At 37.3% G+C, this 24,492-nt stretch carries 23 protein-coding genes; 13 read left to right on the forward strand and 10 right to left on the reverse strand.

Annotated elements, in window-relative coordinates; genetic code table 11:
* Positions 1-6 precede the first annotated feature (6 nt).
* The 5 genes from Q4489_RS09775 to trpA are packed head-to-tail and all read left to right on the forward strand — an operon-like array spanning position 7 to position 5,065.
* Positions 7-615, forward strand: coding sequence for an aminodeoxychorismate/anthranilate synthase component II (locus Q4489_RS09775; RefSeq protein ID WP_303479806.1), 609 nt, complete (start codon positions 7-9; stop codon positions 613-615).
* A gap of 2 nt (positions 616-617) precedes the next feature.
* Entirely contained in the window at positions 618-1,634 is a 1,017-nt protein-coding gene (trpD, locus tag Q4489_RS09780; RefSeq protein ID WP_303479624.1) for an anthranilate phosphoribosyltransferase, read from the forward strand.
* Positions 1,634-3,025 carry a bifunctional indole-3-glycerol-phosphate synthase TrpC/phosphoribosylanthranilate isomerase TrpF gene (gene trpCF, locus Q4489_RS09785; RefSeq protein WP_303479626.1) on the forward strand — a complete coding sequence of 464 codons (1,392 nt, stop codon included), beginning with the start codon at positions 1,634-1,636 and terminating at the stop codon, positions 3,023-3,025. The genes trpD and trpCF overlap by 1 nt, the downstream gene beginning before the upstream one ends.
* Before the next feature lies 1 nt (position 3,026).
* A complete protein-coding gene (gene trpB / locus Q4489_RS09790) occupies positions 3,027-4,232 on the forward strand; it encodes a tryptophan synthase subunit beta (protein WP_303479628.1) in 1,206 nt (401 codons plus the stop codon).
* 2 nt (positions 4,233-4,234) lie between these two features.
* A complete protein-coding gene (gene trpA, locus Q4489_RS09795) occupies positions 4,235-5,065 on the forward strand; it encodes a tryptophan synthase subunit alpha (RefSeq protein WP_303479629.1) in 831 nt (276 codons plus the stop codon).
* Positions 5,066-5,217: 152 nt separating this feature from the next.
* Here the strand turns inward: trpA and Q4489_RS09800 are convergent, their stop codons facing one another.
* The 6 genes from Q4489_RS09800 to Q4489_RS09825 form a co-directional block, all read right to left on the reverse strand.
* Positions 5,218-5,487, reverse strand: a complete 270-nt coding sequence (locus tag Q4489_RS09800; RefSeq protein WP_303479632.1) for a hypothetical protein — start codon at positions 5,485-5,487, stop codon at positions 5,218-5,220.
* A 149-nt stretch (positions 5,488-5,636) separates the two neighbouring features.
* Complete coding sequence (locus Q4489_RS09805; RefSeq protein ID WP_303479633.1) at positions 5,637-6,581, reverse strand: Gfo/Idh/MocA family protein; 945 nt, start codon at positions 6,579-6,581, stop codon at positions 5,637-5,639.
* A 169-nt stretch (positions 6,582-6,750) separates the two neighbouring features.
* The gene (gene glnS / locus Q4489_RS09810) at positions 6,751-8,424 is read right to left on the reverse strand and encodes a glutamine--tRNA ligase (protein WP_303479636.1); all 1,674 of its coding nucleotides are present in this window, start codon (positions 8,422-8,424) and stop codon (positions 6,751-6,753) included.
* Between the two features lie 164 nt (positions 8,425-8,588).
* Positions 8,589-9,806, reverse strand: coding sequence for a lytic murein transglycosylase (locus Q4489_RS09815; RefSeq protein ID WP_303479639.1), 1,218 nt, complete (start codon positions 9,804-9,806; stop codon positions 8,589-8,591).
* A gap of 87 nt (positions 9,807-9,893) precedes the next feature.
* Positions 9,894-10,661 carry a hypothetical protein gene (locus tag Q4489_RS09820; protein WP_303479642.1) on the reverse strand — a complete coding sequence of 256 codons (768 nt, stop codon included), beginning with the start codon at positions 10,659-10,661 and terminating at the stop codon, positions 9,894-9,896.
* A gap of 27 nt (positions 10,662-10,688) precedes the next feature.
* Positions 10,689-11,048: a Rieske 2Fe-2S domain-containing protein gene (locus Q4489_RS09825; RefSeq protein WP_303479645.1), complete on the reverse strand. Its 360-nt coding sequence runs from the start codon at positions 11,046-11,048 to the stop codon at positions 10,689-10,691.
* 71 nt (positions 11,049-11,119) lie between these two features.
* Here Q4489_RS09825 and Q4489_RS09830 point away from each other — a divergent pair, with 71 nt between their 5' ends.
* Positions 11,120-11,707, forward strand: a complete 588-nt coding sequence (locus Q4489_RS09830) for a uracil-DNA glycosylase family protein (RefSeq protein ID WP_303479647.1) — start codon at positions 11,120-11,122, stop codon at positions 11,705-11,707.
* 46 nt (positions 11,708-11,753) lie between these two features.
* Here the strand turns inward: Q4489_RS09830 and Q4489_RS09835 are convergent, their stop codons facing one another.
* Complete coding sequence (locus tag Q4489_RS09835) at positions 11,754-12,014, reverse strand: DUF2999 family protein (protein WP_303479649.1); 261 nt, start codon at positions 12,012-12,014, stop codon at positions 11,754-11,756.
* A gap of 160 nt (positions 12,015-12,174) precedes the next feature.
* Here Q4489_RS09835 and Q4489_RS09840 point away from each other — a divergent pair, with 160 nt between their 5' ends.
* From Q4489_RS09840 to Q4489_RS09855, 4 genes are all read left to right on the forward strand, one after another.
* On the forward strand, positions 12,175-12,921 hold the full coding sequence (locus Q4489_RS09840; RefSeq protein WP_303479650.1) for an ABC transporter substrate-binding protein: 747 nt from the start codon (positions 12,175-12,177) through the stop codon (positions 12,919-12,921).
* A gap of 233 nt (positions 12,922-13,154) precedes the next feature.
* Entirely contained in the window at positions 13,155-13,340 is a 186-nt protein-coding gene (locus Q4489_RS09845) for a hypothetical protein (RefSeq protein ID WP_303479652.1), read from the forward strand.
* Positions 13,341-13,473: 133 nt separating this feature from the next.
* A complete protein-coding gene (locus Q4489_RS09850) occupies positions 13,474-13,863 on the forward strand; it encodes a hypothetical protein (RefSeq protein WP_303479655.1) in 390 nt (129 codons plus the stop codon).
* A 135-nt stretch (positions 13,864-13,998) separates the two neighbouring features.
* Positions 13,999-14,631, forward strand: a complete 633-nt coding sequence (locus Q4489_RS09855) for a flavin reductase family protein (RefSeq protein ID WP_303479657.1) — start codon at positions 13,999-14,001, stop codon at positions 14,629-14,631.
* A 75-nt stretch (positions 14,632-14,706) separates the two neighbouring features.
* Here Q4489_RS09855 and Q4489_RS09860 read toward each other — a convergent pair whose 3' ends face one another.
* From Q4489_RS09860 to Q4489_RS09870, 3 genes are all read right to left on the reverse strand, one after another.
* Positions 14,707-16,734 carry a tetratricopeptide repeat-containing sensor histidine kinase gene (locus Q4489_RS09860; protein ID WP_303479660.1) on the reverse strand — a complete coding sequence of 676 codons (2,028 nt, stop codon included), beginning with the start codon at positions 16,732-16,734 and terminating at the stop codon, positions 14,707-14,709.
* 280 nt (positions 16,735-17,014) lie between these two features.
* Positions 17,015-18,982 (reverse strand): methyl-accepting chemotaxis protein, encoded by a 1,968-nt coding sequence (locus Q4489_RS09865; RefSeq protein WP_303479662.1) that lies wholly within the window; start codon positions 18,980-18,982, stop codon positions 17,015-17,017.
* A gap of 340 nt (positions 18,983-19,322) precedes the next feature.
* Positions 19,323-21,377, reverse strand: a complete 2,055-nt coding sequence (locus tag Q4489_RS09870; RefSeq protein ID WP_303479665.1) for a tetratricopeptide repeat protein — start codon at positions 21,375-21,377, stop codon at positions 19,323-19,325.
* A gap of 281 nt (positions 21,378-21,658) precedes the next feature.
* On the opposite strand from Q4489_RS09870, the gene Q4489_RS09875 reads away from it, so the two are divergent.
* The 3 genes from Q4489_RS09875 (at position 21,659) to Q4489_RS09885 (ending at position 24,481) form a co-directional block, all read left to right on the forward strand.
* On the forward strand, positions 21,659-22,996 hold the full coding sequence (locus tag Q4489_RS09875) for a CsgG/HfaB family protein (RefSeq protein WP_303479667.1): 1,338 nt from the start codon (positions 21,659-21,661) through the stop codon (positions 22,994-22,996).
* 197 nt (positions 22,997-23,193) lie between these two features.
* A complete protein-coding gene (locus tag Q4489_RS09880) occupies positions 23,194-23,649 on the forward strand; it encodes a hypothetical protein (protein ID WP_303479670.1) in 456 nt (151 codons plus the stop codon).
* A gap of 85 nt (positions 23,650-23,734) precedes the next feature.
* The gene (locus Q4489_RS09885; protein WP_303479671.1) at positions 23,735-24,481 is read left to right on the forward strand and encodes a hypothetical protein; all 747 of its coding nucleotides are present in this window, start codon (positions 23,735-23,737) and stop codon (positions 24,479-24,481) included.
* Positions 24,482-24,492: the final 11 nt, after the last annotated feature.

The following is a 24,492-nucleotide window of genomic DNA, read 5'->3' on the forward strand; positions in this document are numbered from 1 at the left end:
CAAAAAATAAAGGTCTTTATGCTCGATAACGTTGACTCATTTACTTATAACTTAGTGGATGAATTTCACGTGCTAGGCTTAAGCCCTGTAATATATCGCAACACGTTACCGGCAGACTTTATTCTTGCACAAATGGAAGCTTGCTCAGACCAAGTCTTATTAGTACTTTCGCCTGGGCCAGGGTCTCCAGAAAACGCTGGCTGTTTAATGGAATTAATCGCAAAAACAGCTGGGAAATACCCCATACTGGGTATTTGTTTGGGTCATCAAGCGTTAATAGAACACTATGGTGGTAAAGTTGGTAGAGCACCAGAAATTGTTCATGGTAAGTCCGCCAACGTTAAACATTCTGCTACTGGTGCATTTAAAGATATTGAGCAACCCTTACCTGTTGCCCGATATCATTCATTAGTGGGGTTAAACATTCCAAGCACATTAACGGTAACAGCTGCCGTCGAAGCTGCATCAGGCGAGCAACTACCGATGGCAATAACTCACCAAACTGACCGCGTGATGGGTTTCCAGTTTCATCCAGAATCTATTTTAACCACTTATGGCAGCACGTTACTTGAGCAAAGTATTCGTTGTCTAACTGAACAAACTTTAAAGGAATAATCATGAACGTTTTACCATTACTTGTTGAGGGTAACTCTCTTACTCAAGCACAAGCCGAAACGTTTTTTGGCGATGTAATGCAAGGTAACATAGCGCCTGAATTACTCGCCTCTGTTTTAACGGCATTAAAAATGAAAGGTGAAACACCTGAAGAAATTGCTGGAGCTGCGGTAGCTGTTCGACAATTTGCCACCTCATTTCAAGCACAAAAACTGCCAGTAAGCGACTGTGTGGGTACAGGTGGTGATGGCGCAAATACCATTAATATTTCTACGACTGCAGCTATTTTAGCAGCTGCATGTGGTATTCCAATGGCGAAACACGGTAACCGTAGTGTTTCAAGTATGTCTGGCTCTGCAGATTTGTTAGAAGCGTTTGGTGTAAACCTATCAATGACACCAGAAACCGCAAGCCAATGTTTACAACAAGCTAATTTATGTTTTCTATACGCACCAGCGTATCACCCAGGGTTTAAATATGCTGGCCCTGTGCGCAAAGCGATGGGCATTAGAACGTTATTTAACATTCTTGGACCATTAGTAAACCCTGCTTCACCCTCAGTGATGTTAATGGGCGTATATACACCTGAATTAATCCAAACTCTGGCAAAAAGTCTGCAATTAACAGGGGTAGAAAAAGGCTGGGTTGTTCACGGTAGTGGTTTAGATGAAATTGCCCTACATGGTGAAACTCAAGTATGTGAAATTAATAATGGTCAACTAAGCAATAAAACCATCACACCGGAAGATTTTGGCCTATCTCGCTACTCCTTAGATGACATCAAAGGTGGGACGCCTCAGGAAAATGCAGAGATAATTAAACAAATTTTATCTGGTAACGGTGAAGATGCACACAACAGTGCTGTGATCATCAACTGTGCTGCTTTACTGTATTTGCATGGCAAAGCAAACGATTTAAAATCAGCAGCTTCTATTGCACGACAAGTGCTCAGTTCAGGTGAAGCTTTTGCCAAGTTAGAACAGTTAGTCGCTATATCAAATCAAACAGGTGCACAATAATGGCAAATGTATTAGAAAAAATTGTTGCTGATAAACGCATAGAAATAGACGCACTAAAAAAACAGAAACCATTGGATACCTTTGTTGAAACATTAACGCCTTCAACAAAAAATATGTATGATGCGCTTGATAGAGCAAAAGGTCATCATGGTGCAGGGTTTATTTTAGAGTGTAAAAAAGCCTCACCTTCAAAAGGACTTATCCGTGAAGATTTTGACGTACTGTCAATTTGTCAAACATATGATAAATATGCTGCAGCTATCTCAGTGTTAACCGACGAAAAATATTTTCAGGGTAACTATGAATATTTGAACATTGTCACCCAGCATGTAAGTTGCCCAGTACTTAATAAAGACTTTTTTATCGACCCATACCAAGTATACCTTGCACGCTACTATGGCGCTGATGCCATTTTATTAATGCTCAGCGTATTAGATGATAATGAATATCTGCAATTGGCAACGATTGCCAAACAATTAAGTCTCAATATTTTAACCGAAGTATCTACAGATGATGAATTAACTCGTGCGATTGCATTAGATGCCAAGCTTATTGGAATAAATAATCGTAATTTACGTGATCTTTCTACTGATATATCACGTACTTTTGAATTCGCACCCAAAATACCGGATGATCGAATTATAATTTCAGAGTCAGGCATTTATACAAATGCACAAGTTAGAGAGCTAGCACCAGCCGTTGATGGATTTTTAGTCGGGAGTTCGGTCATGGCGCAGCAAGATATTGATCTTGCTTGTCGTAAACTTATTTATGGCGAGAACAAAGTCTGTGGTTTAACTTCAGTTAAAAATGCAAAGCTGGCAGTTGAATCAGGCGCACTTTATGGCGGGCTTATTTTTGCTGAAAAATCTGCACGTTATGTCACGCAACAACAAGCAGAGGATATTGTTACGCATGTACCTTCTCTCAATTACGTAGGCGTTTTTGTTGATTGCGATTTAGCAACCGTGGTTGAAAGTGCAAAAGTCCTTAACCTTTATGCTGTTCAACTTCACGGAGATGAGTCAGCACTTTACATTACTGAATTGCGCCAAGAACTACCAGAAAACTGTCAAATTTGGCAAGCAGCTAAAATAGAATCTACGTTAGTCACTAAAAAGAACAATGAAGTAGACCATGTAATACTCGATGGCTCAGAGCCAGGTAGCGGAAAGGCATTTAATTGGCAGTTGATCACTGATAGCGACTTATTATTTAACCATTGCTTTCTTGCTGGTGGTCTTGGGTCTGAGACGATTAAACAAGCACTTGCTTTACAAACAGAACAGGCTTTATTTGGCTTAGATATTAACTCTGGCGTTGAGTCAGCCCCCGGCGTTAAGTGCCGTGAAAAACTAGCGCGAACGTTTGAACAAATACGGAATTATTAACATGACATCACATTCAGATAAAAAACCATCACTTCCAGCCTATTTCGGCGAATTTGGCGGCATGTTCGTTGGTGAATTACTTGTGCCTGCTTTAGAACAACTAGAGCAAGCCTATATTGAATCGCAACAAGATGAAGCGTTTATTAAAGAATTTAATGACTTATTAGAACATTATGCCGGTCGACCAACCCCGTTAACTCTAACACGAAATATATCCCCTAACCCCTTAGCAAAAATTTACTTAAAGCGCGAAGACTTACTACATGGCGGCGCTCATAAAACTAACCAAGTATTGGGACAAGCTTTACTTGCAAAGCGTATGGGTAAGAAAGAGATTATTGCGGAAACAGGTGCTGGCCAACATGGTGTTGCAACAGCAATTGCCTGTTCGTTATTAGGATTAAAGTGTCGGGTTTATATGGGCGCAGTAGATTGTGAACGACAACAGCCTAACGTCTTTCGAATGAAACTAATGGGCGCAGAAGTTATTCCCGTTACGGCTGGCGGCGGCACGTTAAAGGATGCCGTAAATGAAGCGCTACGTGACTGGTCTGCCAATTATGACGACGCTCACTACTTGTTAGGTACTGCAGCAGGCCCTCATCCTTTTCCTACCATTGTGCGGGATTTTCAAAAAATGATCGGCGAAGAAGCCAAACAGCAATTGTTAACACAAGAAGGTCGCTTACCTGATTATGTTATTGCATGCGTTGGCGGTGGTTCAAATGCCATCGGCATGTTTAACGACTTTCTTGAGGATGACAGCGTGAAAATTGTGGGTGTTGAAGCCGGTGGTAAAGGTGTTGATACACACGAACATGGCGCAACGCTTTCTGCTGGTACTAAAGGTATGCTTCATGGAAATTACACCTATATTATGCAAAATAAGTATGGCCAGATAGAAGAATCTTATTCTGTGTCAGCTGGTTTAGATTACCCTGCTGTTGGCCCACAACATGCATTTCTAAAGGAAACAGGTCGAGCACAATATGTACCGATCAACGATGATGAAGCTTTAGAAGCATTTCAAACACTGGCTCGCTCAGAGGGAATTATTCCTGCATTAGAGTCATCACATGCATTAGCTCAAGCACTAAAAATGGCGAAAGATGTCACTGAAGAAACAATCTTTTTAGTGAATTTATCTGGTCGTGGTGACAAAGATTTAGCTCATGTACATACAGTGCTTAATGGTGAGGAACAATAATAATGACACAATTATCTACAAACACATTAGGAAAGCGTTATCATGATTGCTTTGCTGCTTTATCTTCAGCCAAAGAAGGCGCATTCATTCCTTTTGTTACTATTGGCGATCCTGATCCAGAGCGCTCATTAAAAATAATCAAAACGCTTATTGACGCTGGAGCAGATGCGCTAGAGCTTGGTATTCCTTTTTCTGATCCGAGTGCCGATGGCATCACCATTCAAGAAGCGGGTAAACGCGCATTATCTTCTGGTGTCAATACTGACATATGCTTTGATATTTTAGCGCAAGTACGTGCTTATGCCCCCGATATTCCAATCGGGCTTTTATTATACGGTAATTTAGTTTTTGCTCGTGGTATTACCACCTTTTACCAAGATGCAGCAAAGGCTGGCGTTGATTCGGTGTTAATTGCCGATCTACCTATTCGTGAAAGTGAACCGTTTATTAAAGCCGCAAAACAAGCAGGTGTGGCTCCCATTTTTATCGCTTCACCAAACGCTAATGCCGATAAACTTTCAGCAGTTGCTGAGCGTACTAAAGGATATACTTATGTACTCAGCAGAGCTGGAGTTACAGGCACCGAAACCAAAGCAAGCACACCAGCTGAGCACATTATTTCAACGTTAAAAGCAAATAATGCTGCACCTGCCGTTATTGGTTTTGGAATTTCGTCTCCTGAGCAAGTAAAAGACGCGTTAAAAGCTGGTGCTCAAGGTGCAATTAGTGGCTCAGCTGTGGTTAAAATTATTGAAACTCACCTACAAGATGAACAAGCGATGCTGAGTGCGCTAGCCACTTTTATTAGTGACATGAAAGCTGCAACCCGCTAAAAATTTGCGAGCTGAAATAGCTTTCATTTGGCGTTTAGATAGTTAAATAATAAAAAAACCAACACAATAATGTGTTGGTTTTTTTATTAAAATTACATGCTCAAGCCTAATTCATAACACTATATGCAAAACCGCAAAAGTAACTGTAGACTTTACTCATTAATTTGATAATTCGCTTTGGGTTTTCGATGGTAAAACAACGCTCTTATTGCGCAATAAGTAATTACGATGATTAAAACACTGGTTAATATCTTGTCGAAAAAACCATGCAAATCTACTTCAATATGCAAAGCCTGATGCGTTAACCAAACAATGACACTTGCAGGCTCCCCTTGCAGCAGATTAATTGCAAGCACAGCACTACAAACTAATAATATTACGCCAAGAAATTTGGCAAAAAGTGAATAGGCGACGCTTTCCATAGTAACCCTTATCTACCTTATTATTGTTAACAATACTTTCGAAATTATGTTTAATAACACTTAAAAGACGGATGTAAACAAACAGCCCTTAAGCCATTGGAATAATAAATTAGTCTTCGCATTAAAACATTTATTACACCCTATTTGTGTTATTTTTGGTTATCAATACGCGATAAAATAGTTTGGCAAAGTTCATGAGTTGCCAATATATCTTCAAGATGTTTGGGCGAATACAATTGATTATCTTTAATTATAGCTTGCCAATCAGAGAACAAATCAACAAAACCCCGAGTAAATAAATAGCTTTGCCAATCTGAAAAGCCAAGCTGTGACTTGATGCCAGACTGCACTTTCCATCCCGTCGTCAAATTATTAATATAGTGTTTTTGATGTGCGCAGTAGTACTCTATTGTTTCTTCAGTTGTGCCCGCAACACGATTCATACTGCCTTCGAATAGTGCATTATTATAAGTGAACCGAATACTAATATTACCCAAGTGTTCACCAACAAAATATGCATGTACGTCGAGGCTTTGAGTAATCTCTTTTAAGCTAGCGTTGGAAAGAAAACGCAAGCCATCAACCACATGTATAAAGTCATTAAATATCGTATTTTGCGCAGTAGATAGTATGTTATTTCTATTTTTTTGCCATTTAACATGTATTGGGCTACTTTGCTTTAACCCACTAATTAGCGGTGCATACCGCCTATTCATCGCTAAAAACAGTGGTGTGTTATTAGCCTTTGCTATATCGACTAAATGTCGACATTCTTCAATTTTCAAGCTTAATGGTTTATCAACAAACGTAGCAATGTTAGCTTTTAATAATGTTGATGCTATTGGGTAATGTGCTTCTGTTGCACTGTGGACCATCGCAGCATCGGGCTTAGTCTGCACCAGGCTTTCGATATCTTGATAGCATTCATTAATGCGATATTGCTGCGCAAGTTGCGTTAACGTTTCAACATTTCTCGTCACTAAGATCGGCGAAACATCTCCCCGATTAGCTACAATTGGTAAGTAGGCTTTTTGGGCAATATCACCCAGCCCAATCATCGCAATTCTTTGTTTTTCTCCGCTTTCGATGCTCAAGCTTTCATCCCTCATAAACAATTGATGATAATACCTATTAATAAAGGCGTTTTAGATTATCCGCGTAAATAAGGGGCCCGATAGAACAGTTTGGTACTGTCCATTTAAACAAACTTTAGCGGAAAAAAAAGCGCTTCCACTGGTCGCGCTTTTCATTTTATCTTATTTTTTAAGAGGCTGATATTTTAGCCCAAGTATCTCGTAAACCTACGGTTCTATTAAATACCAACTTACCCTCTGAAGTATCTTTATTATCGAGGCAAAAATACCCCTGACGCTCAAATTGATAAGCTATTTCTGGTTTTGCTAATGCAAGTGCAGGTTCTACTTTCGCACTGTCAATAACCACTAGCGATTCAGGGTTTAACACTGAATGAAAGTCTTCTGCTGCTGCTGGGTTAGGGACAGTAAACAAACGATCATATAAACGTACCGTAGCGTCTAACGCTTGCGCTGCTGATACCCAATGTATAACGCCTTTAGGTTTTGTGCCATCTTCAGGGTTTTTACCCAAGGTTTTATCGTCATAAGTACAATAAACCGTGGTAACATTTCCTTCAGTATCTTTATCGCAACGCGTAGCGGTTACAACATAAGCACCACGTAAACGTACCGCTTTACCTAACACTAAGCGTTTATACTTTTTGTTTGCTTCTTCACGAAAATCTTCTACTTCGATCAACAGTTCTTTACTGAATGGAACAGAACGATTTCCTTGAGATTCATCACTAGGATGGTTTTTAATCGTTAGCGTTTCTACACGATCTTCAGGGTAATTTTCAATCACTAACTTAATAGGCTCTAATACCGCCATAGCACGCGGCGCATTATCATTTAAATCTTCACGAATACAGGCTTCAAGTACGCCCATTTCGACGGTGTTATCCATTTTGGTTACACCAATACGCTTAGCAAATTCACGTATTGAATTTGGCGTAAAACCTCTACGACGCAACGCAGAAACAGTTGGCATTCTTGGATCATCCCAACCTGATACTACTTTTTCTTCGACTAACGCATTTAACTTGCGTTTGCTCATCATGGTATATTCTAAATTTAAACGAGAAAACTCATACTGATGTGGTGCCGAATCGATAGTGATATTTTCAATCACCCAGTCGTATAATCGTCGGTTATCTTGAAACTCCAAAGTACATAATGAATGCGTAACATTTTCGATCGCATCAGAAATACAGTGCGTAAAATCATACATCGGATAAATGCACCATTTATCACCCGTTTGATGGTGATGAGCAAATTTAATGCGATAAATTACAGGGTCACGCATGCACATAAAGCTCGAACTCATGTCGATTTTTGCACGTAACGAACATTCCCCTTCCTTGAATTCGCCTTGTTTCATTTTTTCAAATAACGCAAGGTTTTCATCAATAGACGTGTCACGATAAGGGCTGTTTTTCCCTGGCGCTTTTAAAGTGCCTCTGTATTCACGCGTTTGTTCATTATTTAGGAAACACACATATGCTAAGCCTTTTTCAATAAGCTCTACTGCAAACCCGTATAATTGATCAAAATAGTTCGATGAATAACGTACATCGCCTGACCATTCAAAACCTAACCAATGCACATCGTTTTTTATCGAATTAACATAATCGATGTCTTCTTTTTCTGGATTAGTATCATCAAAGCGTAAATTACATTGACCATTATAATCTTCTGCAAGACCAAAATTTAGGCAAATAGATTTCGCATGGCCAATATGTAAGTAACCATTTGGCTCTGGTGGAAAACGCGTCTGAATATTATTGTGCTTTCCACTATCAAGATCAGCATCAATAATTTGACGAATAAAGTTAGATGGACGGTTTTCTACTTCCGACATGAAGGGTCAATCCTCAAAAAACAAAGCAATAAATTAATCGCGTATTATGTCAAAAAGCCACGCTAACTTACAGCGCAAAATGCGGCTAACGATAAATTCTTTATAACGCGTTAAAACAGCATCGTTCTGTTAAACGCGTTATGTTAAAAGCCATACAATTACTGCTAGCTATCTTTATTCAATTGCAACTGAGAAAACACTTCTGGATTGGGGAAGCCATCGGCTACCAACGAGTGTTTTAATTGAAAAGCACGAATGGCTTTTCGGCTGTTTGGCCCCCAAATTCCGTCAGGTTTACCACTTTCAAAACCCATCTCATTTAACGTTGCTTGTAACTGCTCCATTTGGTGACGACTAAAATGCAATGGCTTAGGATCTTTGATCGGCTGTACACCTTGCGAACCTACAAGCTTATCCGCCAAGATACCGACTGAAAGCGCGTAATTTTTCGATAAATTCCATTTCATAATCACATCAAAGTTGCGGTAAACTAAAAACGCATTACCTTGATATCCGTTAGGTAACACTAATTCAGCTTGAATATCAGCTACGGGCAGCATTTTTCCATTTATTTGCTTAACGCCTGCATTTGCAAACTTCTTTAACGCATACCGTGTGTCAAATTCAAAGGCGCTAAAATCAAAGTTTTCTGGTAAACGTACTTCTCTTCCCCAGCGTATAGAGGGTTCCCAACCTATTTTATTGAGATAATTTGCTGCACTCGTTAAAGCATCAACTTCGCTTTGCCACACATCTATTTTACCGTCACCATCGCCATCAATCGCATATTTTTTAAAGGCAGAAGGCATAAACTGCATATGGCCCATTGCCCCAGCCCACGAACCAGATAATTGCTCAACCTTAACGGTATCTTGATCAATTAAATGAAATAAATCGAAAAGTTCACTCGTGAAATAACGTTTCCTACGTTTGTCACACGCTAATGTGGCGATTGAATTAAGCACTGACATCTTGCCTTTATGACGACCAAAAACGGTTTCTAATCCCCAAAAAGAGACGAGATATTGCGGCGCTACACCATACTTTTCTTGCAGGCTTGATAATAGATTTTCATGTTTTTTTAGCATGATTCGACCATGCTTAATATGATATTGACTCACGCGCTTATCGACATACTGCGCAAAACTTTGAGCAAACTCTGGTTGGTTTTTATCTAACGATATAACACGCTCCACAGGAGCAAGCGTTTTAATGACTTGTTGAATTTTAGGAGAAAGTCCTTTGTTATCCGCTAAATTAGAAAATCGCTGTTGGCATTGCTCAAAGGTCTCTATGGAGCTTGCTGATGCTTGAGCGAGTATTAACGTTGTGGATAAGCCTATAAGCCATTTGGATAGCTTAGGAGAAAGTTTGTGCTGCATTGAAAAATCCAAATATAAAGAATGACACTTGCACGTTATACAATTGCAGAAAATTAGTAAAGCTGCTTAATCGCAAATTATCAACGATTACTCGTATGCAGGGAAATATTGCTGCATTATTTGCCGATACATTCGATGTACTTGTAAGTCACCATAACTATAAACGGCCATTTTATGAGAATATTCTTTAAACACAGGAACAAATGCTAAGTTATCATTCACAGCATATTGTTTCATGATCGCTAATAATACTCTTTCAGGGTGACCTAAACCATTTTCATCCGGCTGTCGAGCAAGTTGCGCATTTAGCGCATTTTTTATCATGCATAAATGTATCGGAAGTTGTTTTAATAATATGCTAAATTGAGCAAAATCATGGTGATAGAAAGCTTGCCAACATTGAGTGAAAAAAGCTAGGTCTTCTTGCGAAAGTGAGATTGCATTTTCTTGCGCAAGTATCAATTCAAGATCCGTCATACCAGCAAAGCTATATTCATTACCTGCATTAGGTTTTACCCAACGCACTTTACTTACATGATTATTCGCTAATAAAGAACATACGTACCACATATTAACTTGACAGAACAAGTCTTCCTCAAACCACAATTCAATGAGATTTTCATGAGTTAATGCGCGTATCTTTTCAAATTCTGGTTTCGATTCTGCTAAATATTGTTCTTTAGTGCACTGCGGATAACTATCGATAAATGTTGCACGATTTAACATAAACTGTTCAAAGGTATCACCAGATAGATCACCATCTACCAAACATTCACGCGCTACAATTTTCTCGCCCTTTATCTTTTCAGGAAAGCGTTGAAGTAAAGCATCGCCATTTAAAATATGAGCTATCATAATCACTAACTTACCAGGTATCTTTTGCTATGGGGTGATAACAAATTTATTATCACGTTTAATGACATTAAAGGCATAATTATATTCGCTAAATACACAAATTGGCCGCTTATGTAGATGACAATAAACATTTCCGTCATGTTTTAGCTCGTCATGTGATAAATCAGCCCCTTGGTGCGGACACTTAGCTGGAATCGTTCTATATTCTGCTTCCTCACCTTCCCCTAAACAATAGATGATAATTGCTTTAGCTGTGTTTGCAGGTGGTAGCGTTGCAATGGCATTCCATGCATTATTTTGTTTTAATGGCTTAACATCAAATACCGGCACTTCATGGTCAATTACACCGCCACAAGGAAAGTACTGTATAAGTTCATTTTTATTCATTGTACGAAGTTACCTGTTAATATTTACCAGTAAGCTTGGAAATAATTCTTTGTTAGCTTAAAGAAGCTTTTATGAAACATTCACCTGTAAACACACTGATTAAAAACGTAAAGCAATGTACCCTATGCCAAAAAGAGCTGCCGTTTACCGCGAATCCTGTTTTACAATATAGTCATAAAAGTAAAATACTGCTTGCAGGTCAAGCACCTGGCGTATCTGCTCACACCAGTTCAACCCCTTTTGCAGATCAAAGCGGCAAGCGATTAACACAATGGCTACAGATCACAGATCAACAACTGTACAACGATAAGCTTTTTTCAATTTTGCCAATGGGTTTTTGCTACCCAGGTAAAAGCAAATCAGGTGACTTACCGCCAATAAAGCGTTGCGCTAACACGTGGCGAGAACCGTTACTTGCTACATTCACAAATTGTCAATTTACCATTTTACTCGGCAAATATGCCGCAAATTGGCATTTATCAAGCTCTAAGCCCCTTACTGAGCTATGTAAACAATGGCCATCACTCCTTGAGGATAATACCATTGTATTACCCCACCCTAGCCCTCGAAATATTCCATGGATAACAAGAAACCCATGGTTTGAACAAGATTTGTTACCTGCTTTACGCTCTCGTCTTAACACAATAATAAACGAATAAATCACTTATCATCACGAGTTAAGAGGTGTTTGTATTTAACTTGGTGTTATTTTTTAGACTGTTCAAGCGTTTGCTTAGCTTTTGCAAGCGCTTCAACATCTAATCCTAACTCAATAACAGCTTCCTGTATAAGTTGTGGTTGTGTCATTACTTGCATCATAACCGCTTGAAGCTTTTCTTGCGGAATGCCAAGCTGAGCAATGCTATTCATTGCCATGAGTGGATTGTCAGTTAATTGGATAAAAACAGCCTTAATTTGTTCATCGGGAATGTTTTCATCTCTTAAAAGTTGGATGATCGGATTCATTAAATTCTCATTGTGTATGCATAACTACACGAATTATAAAGCGAATAAATCTAAAGGAAACCCTTGTTTGAAATATCGGTTTATCTCTAGTCATTTTTACTAGCGCATTGAAGAATATCTTATTACAATAAAACAGAATTAAGCATTTTTAAGTTGTACCATGCATTCTAAAGTCTTACTCAAACTGTGTTTCATTGCATTTTTCTGTGTTCTTTCTTTTATCACCTTTGGCAAAGAAACAGTAAATATCGTTGTCGGTTTAACTAAGCCCCCTTATGTGATTGAAAAAACACAATCAGGTTTTGAGTTAGAATTAATTACCAATGTTCTCAACCAATTAAATAAACAACCAAATTATATTTTTGTACCCTTCGGCCGCTCAGAGCGCATGTTGAATGAGCACGACATTGATATTATTTTAACCGCTAACAAACAAATAATTGGCGATAAAGCATATTTATCCGAGCCTTATATCACTTATCAAAATGTAGCTATTTCATTAAAGAAAAATGAATTACGCATTGATAAGGTTGCAGATTTAGCAAACTATTCATTAGCAACCTTTCAATCAGCGCATAAAGTACTCGGTAATGAATTTGCAAAAAGTGCTGAACTTAGCCCCGTTTATATTCAAATAATTAAACAACAACACCAATTAGAAATGTTGTTTAAAGAACGGGTTGAAGTGATCATTATGGATAAAAATATTTTTGCCTACATGCTCGACAAATATTACCCTGGTGAAGATATTAACCAATTAAGCATACATAAAATATTTCCAGAAAGCCTATACAGTGCCGCATTTAAAAGTCACTTTTCTCGTAATAACTTTAATCAACAACTTGAAGTATTTTTAAATTCAGCTCAATATCATCAATTAAAGCAAAAATATCAACTTCTCAATTAGCAAATAAACGTATCGATTACTTACAAGTTACCTCAATTCTTTTACCCCAAAAACGCCAGCCCCGTTTTTTTATTATCGTTATAAAACCTAAACATTTAATTTACCTTCGTGTTTGAGACTAACAACAAAGTCTGCTCATGTAACAATTAAAAATACACTATCAATTTTCATAAAATCAAAAAGTTCGTCTATAATACCTTTATCAACAGTAGTTATTGCAAGGAAAGCAATGTATGAAAACTTATCCTGAAACACTTGTTAGAACTTGGTTGTTTTTAGCACACACATCAGAGCCCAAGCTAGTTAATGCAAAAAACCAAGCCCGCCAGCAGTTAAATGACAATTTTGGTTCTATTGAGTTAGCCATCATCTATTTAGAGCAGTCTTTCGATGAAGATATAGAGGTGGTGTTAGTGTAATTAAATCAAGACCCTTTCAAAGGTATTTCTAGTTTTACCATGGATTAGTCTCATTATAATTTCGGAACAAAAACTTTTTAATTACCGTATTTATACTATATTTAAATGACTATTCATCTTTCGAGATAAACCCATGTTGTACCGCTTGAGCTTTGGCTATATCAAAAAGCTTTCCGAAAATACTGCGGAAGTGATCGTCAATAATAATGTAACGTTTACACTAGAGATGGTAGAAGAATACGAAACTTTTTTGCAGCAACATTATGCCAATAAACTGGGCGTTTTGGTCAACAAAATTAATCGTTATACTTATACACCCGAAGCGCAGTTATGCATAGGGTCATTAAGCAACATTGCCGCTTTTGCGATAGTACACTACCACCCTTTCGACACCAAACAAACGAACATATTAGCCCATGTAAGATCCATCGATAATTTAAATATGAAAACATTCGACGGTTACAAACTTGGAAGAGAGTGTGCTCTGAATTGGCTAAAACTAGAGTTACAAAATCATCATTAGCTAATAAACTTTTTGTAATTTATATAACAAGAATAAATAACTTGCATCGTACTAACAAATTTCAATTAATGGTGGAAACACAAAAGCTAACTTGTTATAAGTCAATGCATTCATCTACCATTATTTTTCATCATTATGCTTATAGATTTTTCAGATTTCTCTGCAAACCAACGATATCATTTAATGACGCAAACGGTGATCCCTAGGCCGATTGCATGGGCACTCACCGCTTCAAACTTAGGCACTAATCGCCAAGTATTGAATCTCGCCCCTTTTTCATACTTTACCGCAATAAGTAGTGAACCAGCGCTTTTAATGATATCTGTTGGCAAAAAGCCTAATGGCGAAGTAAAAGATACATTAACCAATATTTTGGAAAATCAAAAAATTGTTATACACATTGCAAGTGAAAGCCAAGCATCACTAGTGACAGAAACCGCTGCTACGTTAGCACATGGTGAATCAGAATTAGCAGAAATTGACACGGATTTACTCAACACAACTACCTTTGATCAATTTGACCTTCCTAGGCTGGCACAATGTGATATCGCGTACGGTTGTGAGTTATATGAAGTTAAAGAAATTGGTAATACGCCTCAAAGCTTAATATTTGCCGAGGTAAAAACGCTTTATGTCAATGATGAAGTCATCTCATCAAGTAATGAAAGGGTCAAGATTCATGCAGATAAAGTATCACCTTTAGCAAGATTAGGCGCCAATGAATACTCGGGGATCACCCAGCCTTTTAAAAGAAATCGACCTGATTAATTGCCCAATAAGACGCTTACCAAGCAAAGATTATTACTCCCTTTACTGGTGCCACACATACACTGCGTGCATAGGTTAACTTTTTATTGATAAAGGTAGATGAATAATAAATTTAGCGCCTTGCTCACAGGGTTCACACAACAATTTACCGTTGAGAAGTTGAGTGACAGAATTATGTGCAATATTGAGCCCTAATCCTAAACAACTACTCATTTTTTTTGTTGTAAAGAAAGGGTTAAACACTTGTTGCCTATCTTCTTCACTAATACCTACTCCATTATCTTGATAAATAATATCGACGGTATCTTTCAAAGAACGTATTTCAAATGAACAAATTAGTGATTCAGCATTATCTTGTTGATGCTCAGAACTGTTTTTCAATAATTGCTCTAACACTTCAAGTATAACATCAGGGTATGTTTCTATAATTACATCATCGCCGACAACGTTTAACGTCAATTTCTTTTCGAAGTACCCTCCTATTAAATTCGACTTTTCAAACAAAAAAGGTTTCAGTGAAATACTGCTAGATTTTACGTCTTTAAGCTCCGCCGATATCAGCTTAAATTGTTGAATCAATTGGCTTGCTTTATCACTGCTTGCTTCAGATAAAGCGATAGAACTTTTAGCATCACTGATAAAACTTTCCATGGTGCTTAAATTAAGTGATTTTTCGTTCAGCTTAATATCAATCACCTGTAAACGTTCTTTTAACGCAGAAATTGCAGTCACGATTATACCTAAAGGCGTATTTAGTTGATGGGCCATACCTGACACTAACGTGGTAATTGCTGATATTTTTTCTGCTTCAATCAATTCTGTTTGTGTTTTATTCAATTTCGCTATTGTTTTCTTTAGTACTTTATTTTTACGGGTAAGAAAACGCATAAAAATATAGACAAGAAGAATAATCAATACTGAAAAAGTTAACACTAAATACAATTGATATTCTTTGGCTTGTGCATCTTGATTAGCAACTAAGTTTTGCTTTCGAAGCTCTGAGTTTTGAAGTTCTTTGGAAGTTAAATCAATTTTAGCAATATAATGCATAAGCGCTTGATTAGCTTGTTTATGCATAAAAATTTCTTTATTTTTTATATACTCATCAGCCATTAACGATGATTGTTGATAATTTTCATTTTTAAAATAATACGTTTTTAATAGCAGATAAGCTTTAGACAAGATTTGATACTTTTCAAACTTTTTTGCTCTATCAATAGTTGATAACGTTAACGCTTTCGCTTTATCAAATTCTTTTAATTTAAAAAGTGTATCAGCAAGCGTCATTTTAGGTGCTAATGATTCAATATCGCGATCGTAATCATTAAAAATTGATATTGCCTGCTCTAAATGTGACACTGCAATTGAAAGCTCCCCGGATAATAACGCTAATTTAGCTAAATTATAATAAGACCAAGCCGAGTTTAACCTTTCTCCATGAGTTTCACGTAATTCAAGTGATTTTAGAAAGTAACCTTTAGCTTGTTCAAGATTCCCTAACTTTAACTCGATCTCACCAAGGTTATTAAATCCTGTCGAGATATAACTGTAGTGATTAATTTTCTGACCAAAATCTAGGAATTGATTAATATAAGGTTTAGCCGCTTCAACTTTCCCGAGCTCAATAAGCACATGACCAATGTTATTGTTCATACGGGCAATCATTTTCGAATCGTTTGCCTTTGAAGCCACTTTTAAACCTTCAATATAGGTTTCAAGAGATAAATCAAAATTCTCAAGCTTTTCTAGCATACCAGCAAGATAACTATAATAATAAGCAGTCAACATTGGCTCATTAAGTTTATCAGCAAGTTTTTTGCATTGAGCAAGTTCAGTAAAGGCTATTTCAAATTGAGAAGCAGAAACCAAAAAGAATACAAGGGTATAGCGCAATCTTAGCGTTTGTCGTAATGTGAGTTGTTGCTGGTATTTAGTGAGGTAAAATCTTATTTTTTCGACGCCTTGCAAAGGCCTATGAGTGTAATTGTCAAGTATCTCATTACGGATTTCATTATACTTAGCTTTAGAAAGCACACCTGTTTCAGCAGCCTTAGCGGTTACCATAGCCAACATAAAGAAACAGAAAATCGCTATCCTCTTCATTAAATTCTCACATAATGCTCAGAAGGTTTCATAATACACCTCATACATAAAGGTAGCAAAACCAGAGTTAATCTTTGTACTCAAATACAAATTTATAGAGTATAAAGAATCTGCATGATCAATCATGGCTATTAATTCAGTGACTGGACAATAATCGACACACACGCCGCCAATTAAGATGGAAATAAGCAAAAGCAATACAAAGGCTAGATTATTGATTTAACTTAATAGTTATTATCAAAAATAAAATCGTTGATAATAACTATCTCATTTTACTTCATTATATTTTAAACTGATTTACAAGGTTTCTTAGTGTAGCGCCTAACTCTGCTAAGCTAGCACTTGCCGTTGATATTTGCTCAGTGCTTGCGGCAGTTTGTGATGCTACGTCTTGAATATTATGCACACTCGCATTTACATCATTAACGACGGTGCTTTGCTCTTCAGCAGCAGTAGCAATCATGGCATTCATATCCGAGATTAACCCCGCTTTTGTGGTAATTTCATAGAGTGAACTTGTTGCACTTTCTGCCTGAGTAGCTAACTTTATAATGCTTTCCCGATTTTGTGACATTGAGTGTACTGCGTTGTCTGCTCCACTTTGTAAGTTATGTATTAATGTTTCAATTTCTTTAGTGGAATGTTGTGTTTTTTGGGCTAGCGTACGTACTTCATCAGCTACAACAGCAAAACCGCGACCGCTTTCACCTGCTCTGGCAGCTTCAATAGCCGCATTTAACGCTAATAGGTTTGTTTGTTCAGCAATGCTTTTAATTACATCTAAAACCGTGCCTATCCCTTCACTTTCAACTTTTAAAGTACTAATAACACCAGCTGATTGTTCAATTTCTTCGGTTAGATTATTAATTGCGACCACAGTTTCTGCTATGACTTGGTTACCAGATTGAGCCGCACTATCAGCAACTGTGGCAGAGTTTGAAGCTTCTTCAGCGTTAGATGCAACTTCTCTTACCGTTGTAGCTAATTCATTAATAGCAGACGCCACTTGAATCGTTTCTTGTGTTTGATGCTCTACCTGAGATTGAGTATCTTTAGTAACAACCGACATTTCTTCTGAAGCTGCTGACAGTTGTGAAGTTGCATTGGCTATTTCGCCAATTAACCCTTGCAATTTAGCAACAAAAACATTGAAACTTTCAGCTAATTGGCCAATTTCATCTTTGCTGTTTACCGGTATACGTTTAGTTAAATCGCCTTCTCCGTTTGCAATATCACTTAAACTAGCATTAGTTGCTAAGATTGGTCCAACAATACCTTTAGCGACAAAGTAGGAAATAATAATGCCACTTACGATCGAAAGTAACGTGATAACTGTTGTCGTAATTTCTGTATTAGTTAAGCTAGTATTTGAGACTTCACCCTGGTCATGCATCGCGTCAAATACACTATTTCTCAACTGAGAGGCTAAAGCAGCCATTTCAGGTCCTTTAACATCTAACACATTCGTAACTGCTTGGTTTCGTGTTTCAATTGCTTGTACTAATTGAGTAAAACCTTCTTGATAGCTTGCCATTTGGGTTTCTGCTTGTGCTAATAAGGTACGTCGTTGATTATTGCTTAAAGTCGCCTTTAAGGTTTCTGCATTATTAGTTGTTGCTTTTAGTTCATCAAAAACTCGCATTTTATCACTTTGGTTGTTATTCATGAGATACTTAAACACATATAACCTTACCAATAATAAACTTCTCAAAGTATCACCAGCTAAATAGGCTGACTCTGCGTCACTATCTTCAAAAGCACTTAACATTATTTGACTTAGTTTACTTTCTATTTCAGGGCCATTTACGTCGAGGTTTTGATTGACTATGTCATGTCTAACCTGCATCTGTTTAACCACAGTATTATAAAAAGCCTGTTGATATTCTTTATTTAGACTAATGAGAGTGTTAATGATTTGAGCACGTTGTGGGTTTGTGATATTAGCGTTAGCTTGATTGAGGTGTTTTTCTAATTCGTTATTGGCAGCTTTAAATTTAGTCACTGCAGATTCATTTGATGTTTGTAAATACTGTTTAACCTGAAGTCGTTTATTGTAAACTTGCTCTAAAATTAAACTTGCGGTGTTACTATCTGGCGCCAAATCTTCTGTAATACCGGTTATGTCTCGTTTGACTTGATCAAGGCTTAAGATGGTAAGAATTAATAATACAACCATTAACACCAATATTAACGAAGGTGCAAGTAATGCTTTAGTCATTACTTTCATATTTCTATATACATCAAACATTTGAAACCCTTTAAAGTATATGATTTATTATTCTTTCATTATTATAGGTTTAGTTTGATATAGTAAATTAGTCCAATAAAAAACTTATTTAATAAGGGGCTGTTGATCATTCACGTTTATTTTTGCAGCCGTTTATGGGTATTTAGATAAGGCATTGCGATTAATGTGTGGTTATTTCACATGAAAAAGCAATAACGACGTGTAGATTCCCCCGGGCATGCCCGTGGTGTTCTGGTTGCTACGCAACCCCTAAGATAAATGACAAAAAACGCTGCCCTTTGAGTTCAACTAAATTTAATCTCGAAAGATCAACAAACCCTAACGTTTTACTCGCAAGTAACTACAACTGAGGTTTAAAAACAAACTGGCTATCATCTGCATTTAATTCAGGCAATTGCTGATAAATAGGACATTTTTCGATTGCTTTAGATAAATACAATTCTGCCTTATCATCTTGAGATATGTACGCATATAACAACCCCACTCTAACTTTAGTGGATAAATCTAAACTATCACTTCTTGACGATAGAGGCTCTATACGTGTCAACAAGTCACTTTCAGAGAGTTGATTCATGCCGTTTTCTTTTGCTATACGCACTGAATAATACAGCTGATACACTTTATCGTTAATCGTTTCATTGCCTCTAGCAAAGTCTCGATCAATAACTGCTAATGCTTTTTGATACGCATTAATCGCTTCATCGTGTTGGTTATTAGCAACATACATATCAGCAAGTGCCCCCCAAATTTGATGAATTCCGGCTTCACCCGCTAATGCAATAGCCTGTAAGCGTAATTCGATAGCTTTGGGGTATTCGCCTGCGAAATAATGCAGCATACTGAGTTGCTCAAATGCTAAATAAGAGTCAGGGTTTTTTGATAACGTTTGATGATAGTAACCTTTCGCACTATCAATATTACCAACGCAATAATGTAACGTGCCTAAGTTTGCTAAGACCACATCGCTTTGATTATATTGAGCAGCTTTTTCATAAGCTAAAATCGCCCGTTCGGTATTACCGTCGGTCCATTCAATTAACCCTAATAACAGATAATACTTCCACATGTGTTCATCTTGACGAATTGCCTGTAACGTTGAATTTCTCGCGATATCTAACGACTTTGTGTCTAGACCTAGTTGCCTAAATTGTTCGAATTGTGCGTACGCTAATTCATAATTTAAGGTAGCATTTTTATTTGGCAGTGAGTTTAATGTTTGAATAGCTTCGGCTAATCTGCCGGTGCGGCGCATTAGAAATGTTTCTGCAGCAATAGCGTTGGTAGAATTAGGAGCAATTTCAATTGCTATTTGACAATGTTTAGTTGCTTGGGCCAATAAATGCTTTTCATCCCCACTCCAGCTTTCAAAAATATACGCTTGACATAAACCTGCATGAGCATCAGCAAATTGTGGATTTATTTGTATAGCATTGAGAAAACGACCTTGTGCCATTTTAACTTTATTTAGATTATAAGATTCATCTAACCATGCTATCCCCTCTAGATAAAACATTGCTGCGGTGCTATCAAAGACAGCATTCGGTGCTACTTTAGAACGTTGACCTTTAACGCGATTCTCAATGGGCTCAACAAGTTGTTCTGTTAGTAATTTAGGTTTTAGAAATAAAGCTTTACTAATAAAAAAGTGTTGGCTGATTAATACTTTTTGCTGTTCATTTGCTAAAAATGCTTCCACTAAAATATGCCTGCCAAACTGACGGCTTTGTAAACTCAGGGTATAGTCAACTTGTTTAAGGATAATTTGTTCGCTAGGAAGTATAGTTTCAGGAGAGCTAATAATAGTGTCAGCAACTATATTAAAGTCATTTTCTAATTGATGACGTAAGCTAACAAGTGATGATGCAAGTTCAGGTTTTGCATAAAATGCGATAGCAGGTGTTAATCCTTCTTCTATAATCGAGCGGTAATGTTTACTAAAAGAGCCATTATCAACCACTTTATTTTCAGCTCGCGAAGGGGCGTTTTTTAGAAAAAATGTTGCTCCTTGCCACAATAAAATGATTAGTAACAATGCACTGACCACAACGGTCAATAAAAATTGCAGGCTATAACGATTTTTTATAGGTGCAACTAATGAATCGCCTGTCCCATCTACTAGCGCAATATTTGATGATTTTGAAGCTTCTTGTGTTAAGTATAAGGTGTAAGCATCAACATTTAGCGCAGCGGCAATTCGTTCAATTGATGCTGCAGATACAGCTTTTTCCCTAAAAACACGATTAACCATATCTTTAGGCGCACTTTCGAGTTGCTCAATATTAGCAATATGTTCAGCTAAGGCCGCCTGAGTTTTAAAGCCTGCTGCAAACAGTGCGTGTTCAAGTTTTACGCGCGACGCTTTTATCCCTCTTTTACGCTGTATTTTTTCTTTCATTCCGTGAACAATCCTTTGGTATGACCCAGTATAAATTTAAATAAAGCGTTATAGCTATTTAACCATCACTCGAGATCTGTTCAATATTAAACCAAAAAGATTTTGTTTTAAATATATAAATTATCGTTAAATAGCGTTAACTGTCGATAAATTCCGTTATCTATCGATGCCACTTTTTTAACGAAATGCTAACGTTTTGTTCTCAATATAATTAACACACGGTTTATTTATTAACTTTAGATAAATCGCAAGGATTAAAGCTTTTCAATGGAGAAATGAACATGGCGAATAAAAATATTAAAATCCTTACTACCCCTTTCAATTTAAAAAAGCTAATTGTAGTTTGTGGCATCTCTATAACGTTAATAGGCTGTATGTCTACTTCACCTAAAATGGGTGGATCAAGCGGTAACGTGGTAAGTGGTGGTGCTGCAGGAAGTAACGCAGCAAATGATAATGCGGGGTTAGAAAAATGTACCCTACCTTTGGGTACTTTATCAGTGTTTGAAGACACTTCTTTAGCTTGGTGGCATGATTACCGCCGCAGATACCCGAAACTTGGAAGTACGTTACCTGTTGTTAGGTTAATGATACAGCAATCTAATTGTTTTGTTGTTGTTGAGCGTGGTAAAGCAATGAATGCCATGAATCGAGAACGCCAACTCATGCAATCAGGGCAACTTAGGCAAGGCAGTAACCTCGGTGGCGGACAAATGGTAGCTGCCGATTATACCATTAGTCCTGAAATCCAATTTTCTGCGCAGGGTACTCAAGGATTAAAAGCTGTTGGCGCATCACTATTAGGCTCTTTCGGCTCCATTATTGGTGGCGGATTAAGTAAAAATGAAGCAGCTACAACACTATTACTTATAGATAATAGATCAGGTGTGCAAGTTTCTGCTGCCGTTGGAAACGCAGGCAATTATGATTTCAGCTTCTTTGGTGGCTTATTTTCTGGCGGCTTTGCTGGCGCTCAAGGATTTAGTAACTCTCCCGAAGGTAAAATAATCACTGCTGCATTTGCTGATTCATATAACCAGATGGTTAAAGCGCTTCGAAATTATAAAGCACAACAAGTTAAAGGAGGGCTAGGAAAAGGTGGTTTATTAACGGTTGGTGGTGCTGATGATCCAACGCCACAAGCAACAGCAAGCGCAACCATTGTAGAAGTTCAACCCACACCAACCGTTGTTACACATCACACCGCTGTTCAAACGCATAATGTTGTTAGAGATAGACAATATGATTTTGAAGTGGATGAGTACGACGAAGATGCGATGAAAGATTACTATAACGCGTTAAAACAAGCGTCTGAGGTGGCATCAGGTTTAGCAACTATCTCTAGTGCTGACTCTAATTCTCAACATAGACAGATGGCGCTTGGTGCAATGAATATGTTTTCAAGCCGATTAGCAACAAGTAAAATAGAACTTGAATCTTGGCCAATAGGTGCCAAGAAACAAGCTTGGCGAGTGCTTGGAAAGAAAATAAAAAAATATAACAAGCTTTTCGAAATGCATCGCCAAAATGTACTAAACAGTGATTCATTGACTGATAGTTTTGCTAATGTATTAAATTCTATAGAGTTAATCACCGAAGAATCATTATTTAACCTTTAACCTTTCAGTAACCAGTAGCTCGCACTAGCTACTGGTTATTTTCTTGATAGATTAGCAAGCCCTTTAACTAAAATTATTTTTACTCCATTGATATTTTCACAGAACAACCAACTCCTCTACTGAATTAAATAACATTTAAAGAAAGTGTATTATTTGCCGATAACAAGTAAACGCTTGTTCGGGCCCACTTTTTTAATATGAACACATTAAACGTTTCATCTTCACTCTCAACACAATTGTCAACACCTAGCAGTGTTAAACAAAATGACAACGTGACAAATATTAATGTTGCGGATAATGCTAATCATACATCAAGTACACGCGTATCTATTTCAGCAGAGGCGCTTGAAAAATTTGAAAAAGAACAGCAAGAAATCGGCAAAAAGTTGGGTGAGCAAATGATTGAAAACCAAGCTGATAAAACTGAAACCGAACCTCAAGACAGTGAAATTACTCAACTCAATAAATTAATTGAAGAAGTCAAAGAACAAATAAAAGAAGCACAGCGTAAACTCACTGAATTACAGTACGATAAATCAACACAAGCAGAAGAAACACGCAAACTACTTGAAGCTCAATTATTGACTTTAACCGGCACATTAATTGAGTTAATAGACAAAAAAATGAAAGCGATTGAAAAACTATCAGGCTAACTAAATACAATTTTTATAAAGGATTTAAACCTTTTTGTCCTTTCTCGTTACTTAGTTATAAAACAGAATAAATACTAGGATTAACATGAAACTTCTAAAACCTATAACAGCTTTATCAACCACCGCGTTAATCGCATTTTCAACTTTTGCTAACTGGCACTCTTCTTTATCATTACAAGACACAAAAACCTTACAAATTGACGCCGAAAGCATAGAAAAAATAAAGATAGAGGCAGGTTCAGGTTCCTTATCAATAACGGGAAGTGATACGAATACCATTCAGGTAGTTGCTCAAATTTTTCAAGAAGAGCCTCACGATAATTATCAATTATCATTAGCAAATGAAAATACTTACGCCATGTTAATTTCCGAAAATAAAGGTTTCAATAAAAGCACCCGCATTGATCTAGAAGTGCAATTACCTAGCCGATACGCAGTAAATATTCAAGACGGTTCAGGCCCAATAAGCCTATCAAATGTAAGAACCGCCAAGATAAAAGATGGTTCTGGAAGTATTTTTATTACTGATATTGCTGGAGATGTAAGAATAAACGATGGTTCTGGCTCGATCACAGTTGAATCAATAAAAGGCTCTTTGAAGATTGATGATGGTTCCGGCTCGATTACGGCAGAATCAATTAAAGGCTTTGTTGAAATCGAAGATGGTTCTGGCAATATCGACATAAAAAATGTTGGGCAAGAAGTTTCAGTTTCTGATGGCTCTGGCAGCATTAGCGTAGATCAGGCTGCTAGCTTCACTTTAGTGGATGACGGCTCTGGTTCAGTGAATATCAAAAATGTTGCCGGTAAAGTGAATATGGGTAGAAAGTAATAATATACTGG

Source organism: Thalassotalea sp. 1_MG-2023 (genome assembly GCF_030546745.1).
Taxonomy (GTDB): domain Bacteria; phylum Pseudomonadota; class Gammaproteobacteria; order Enterobacterales; family Alteromonadaceae; genus Thalassotalea_C.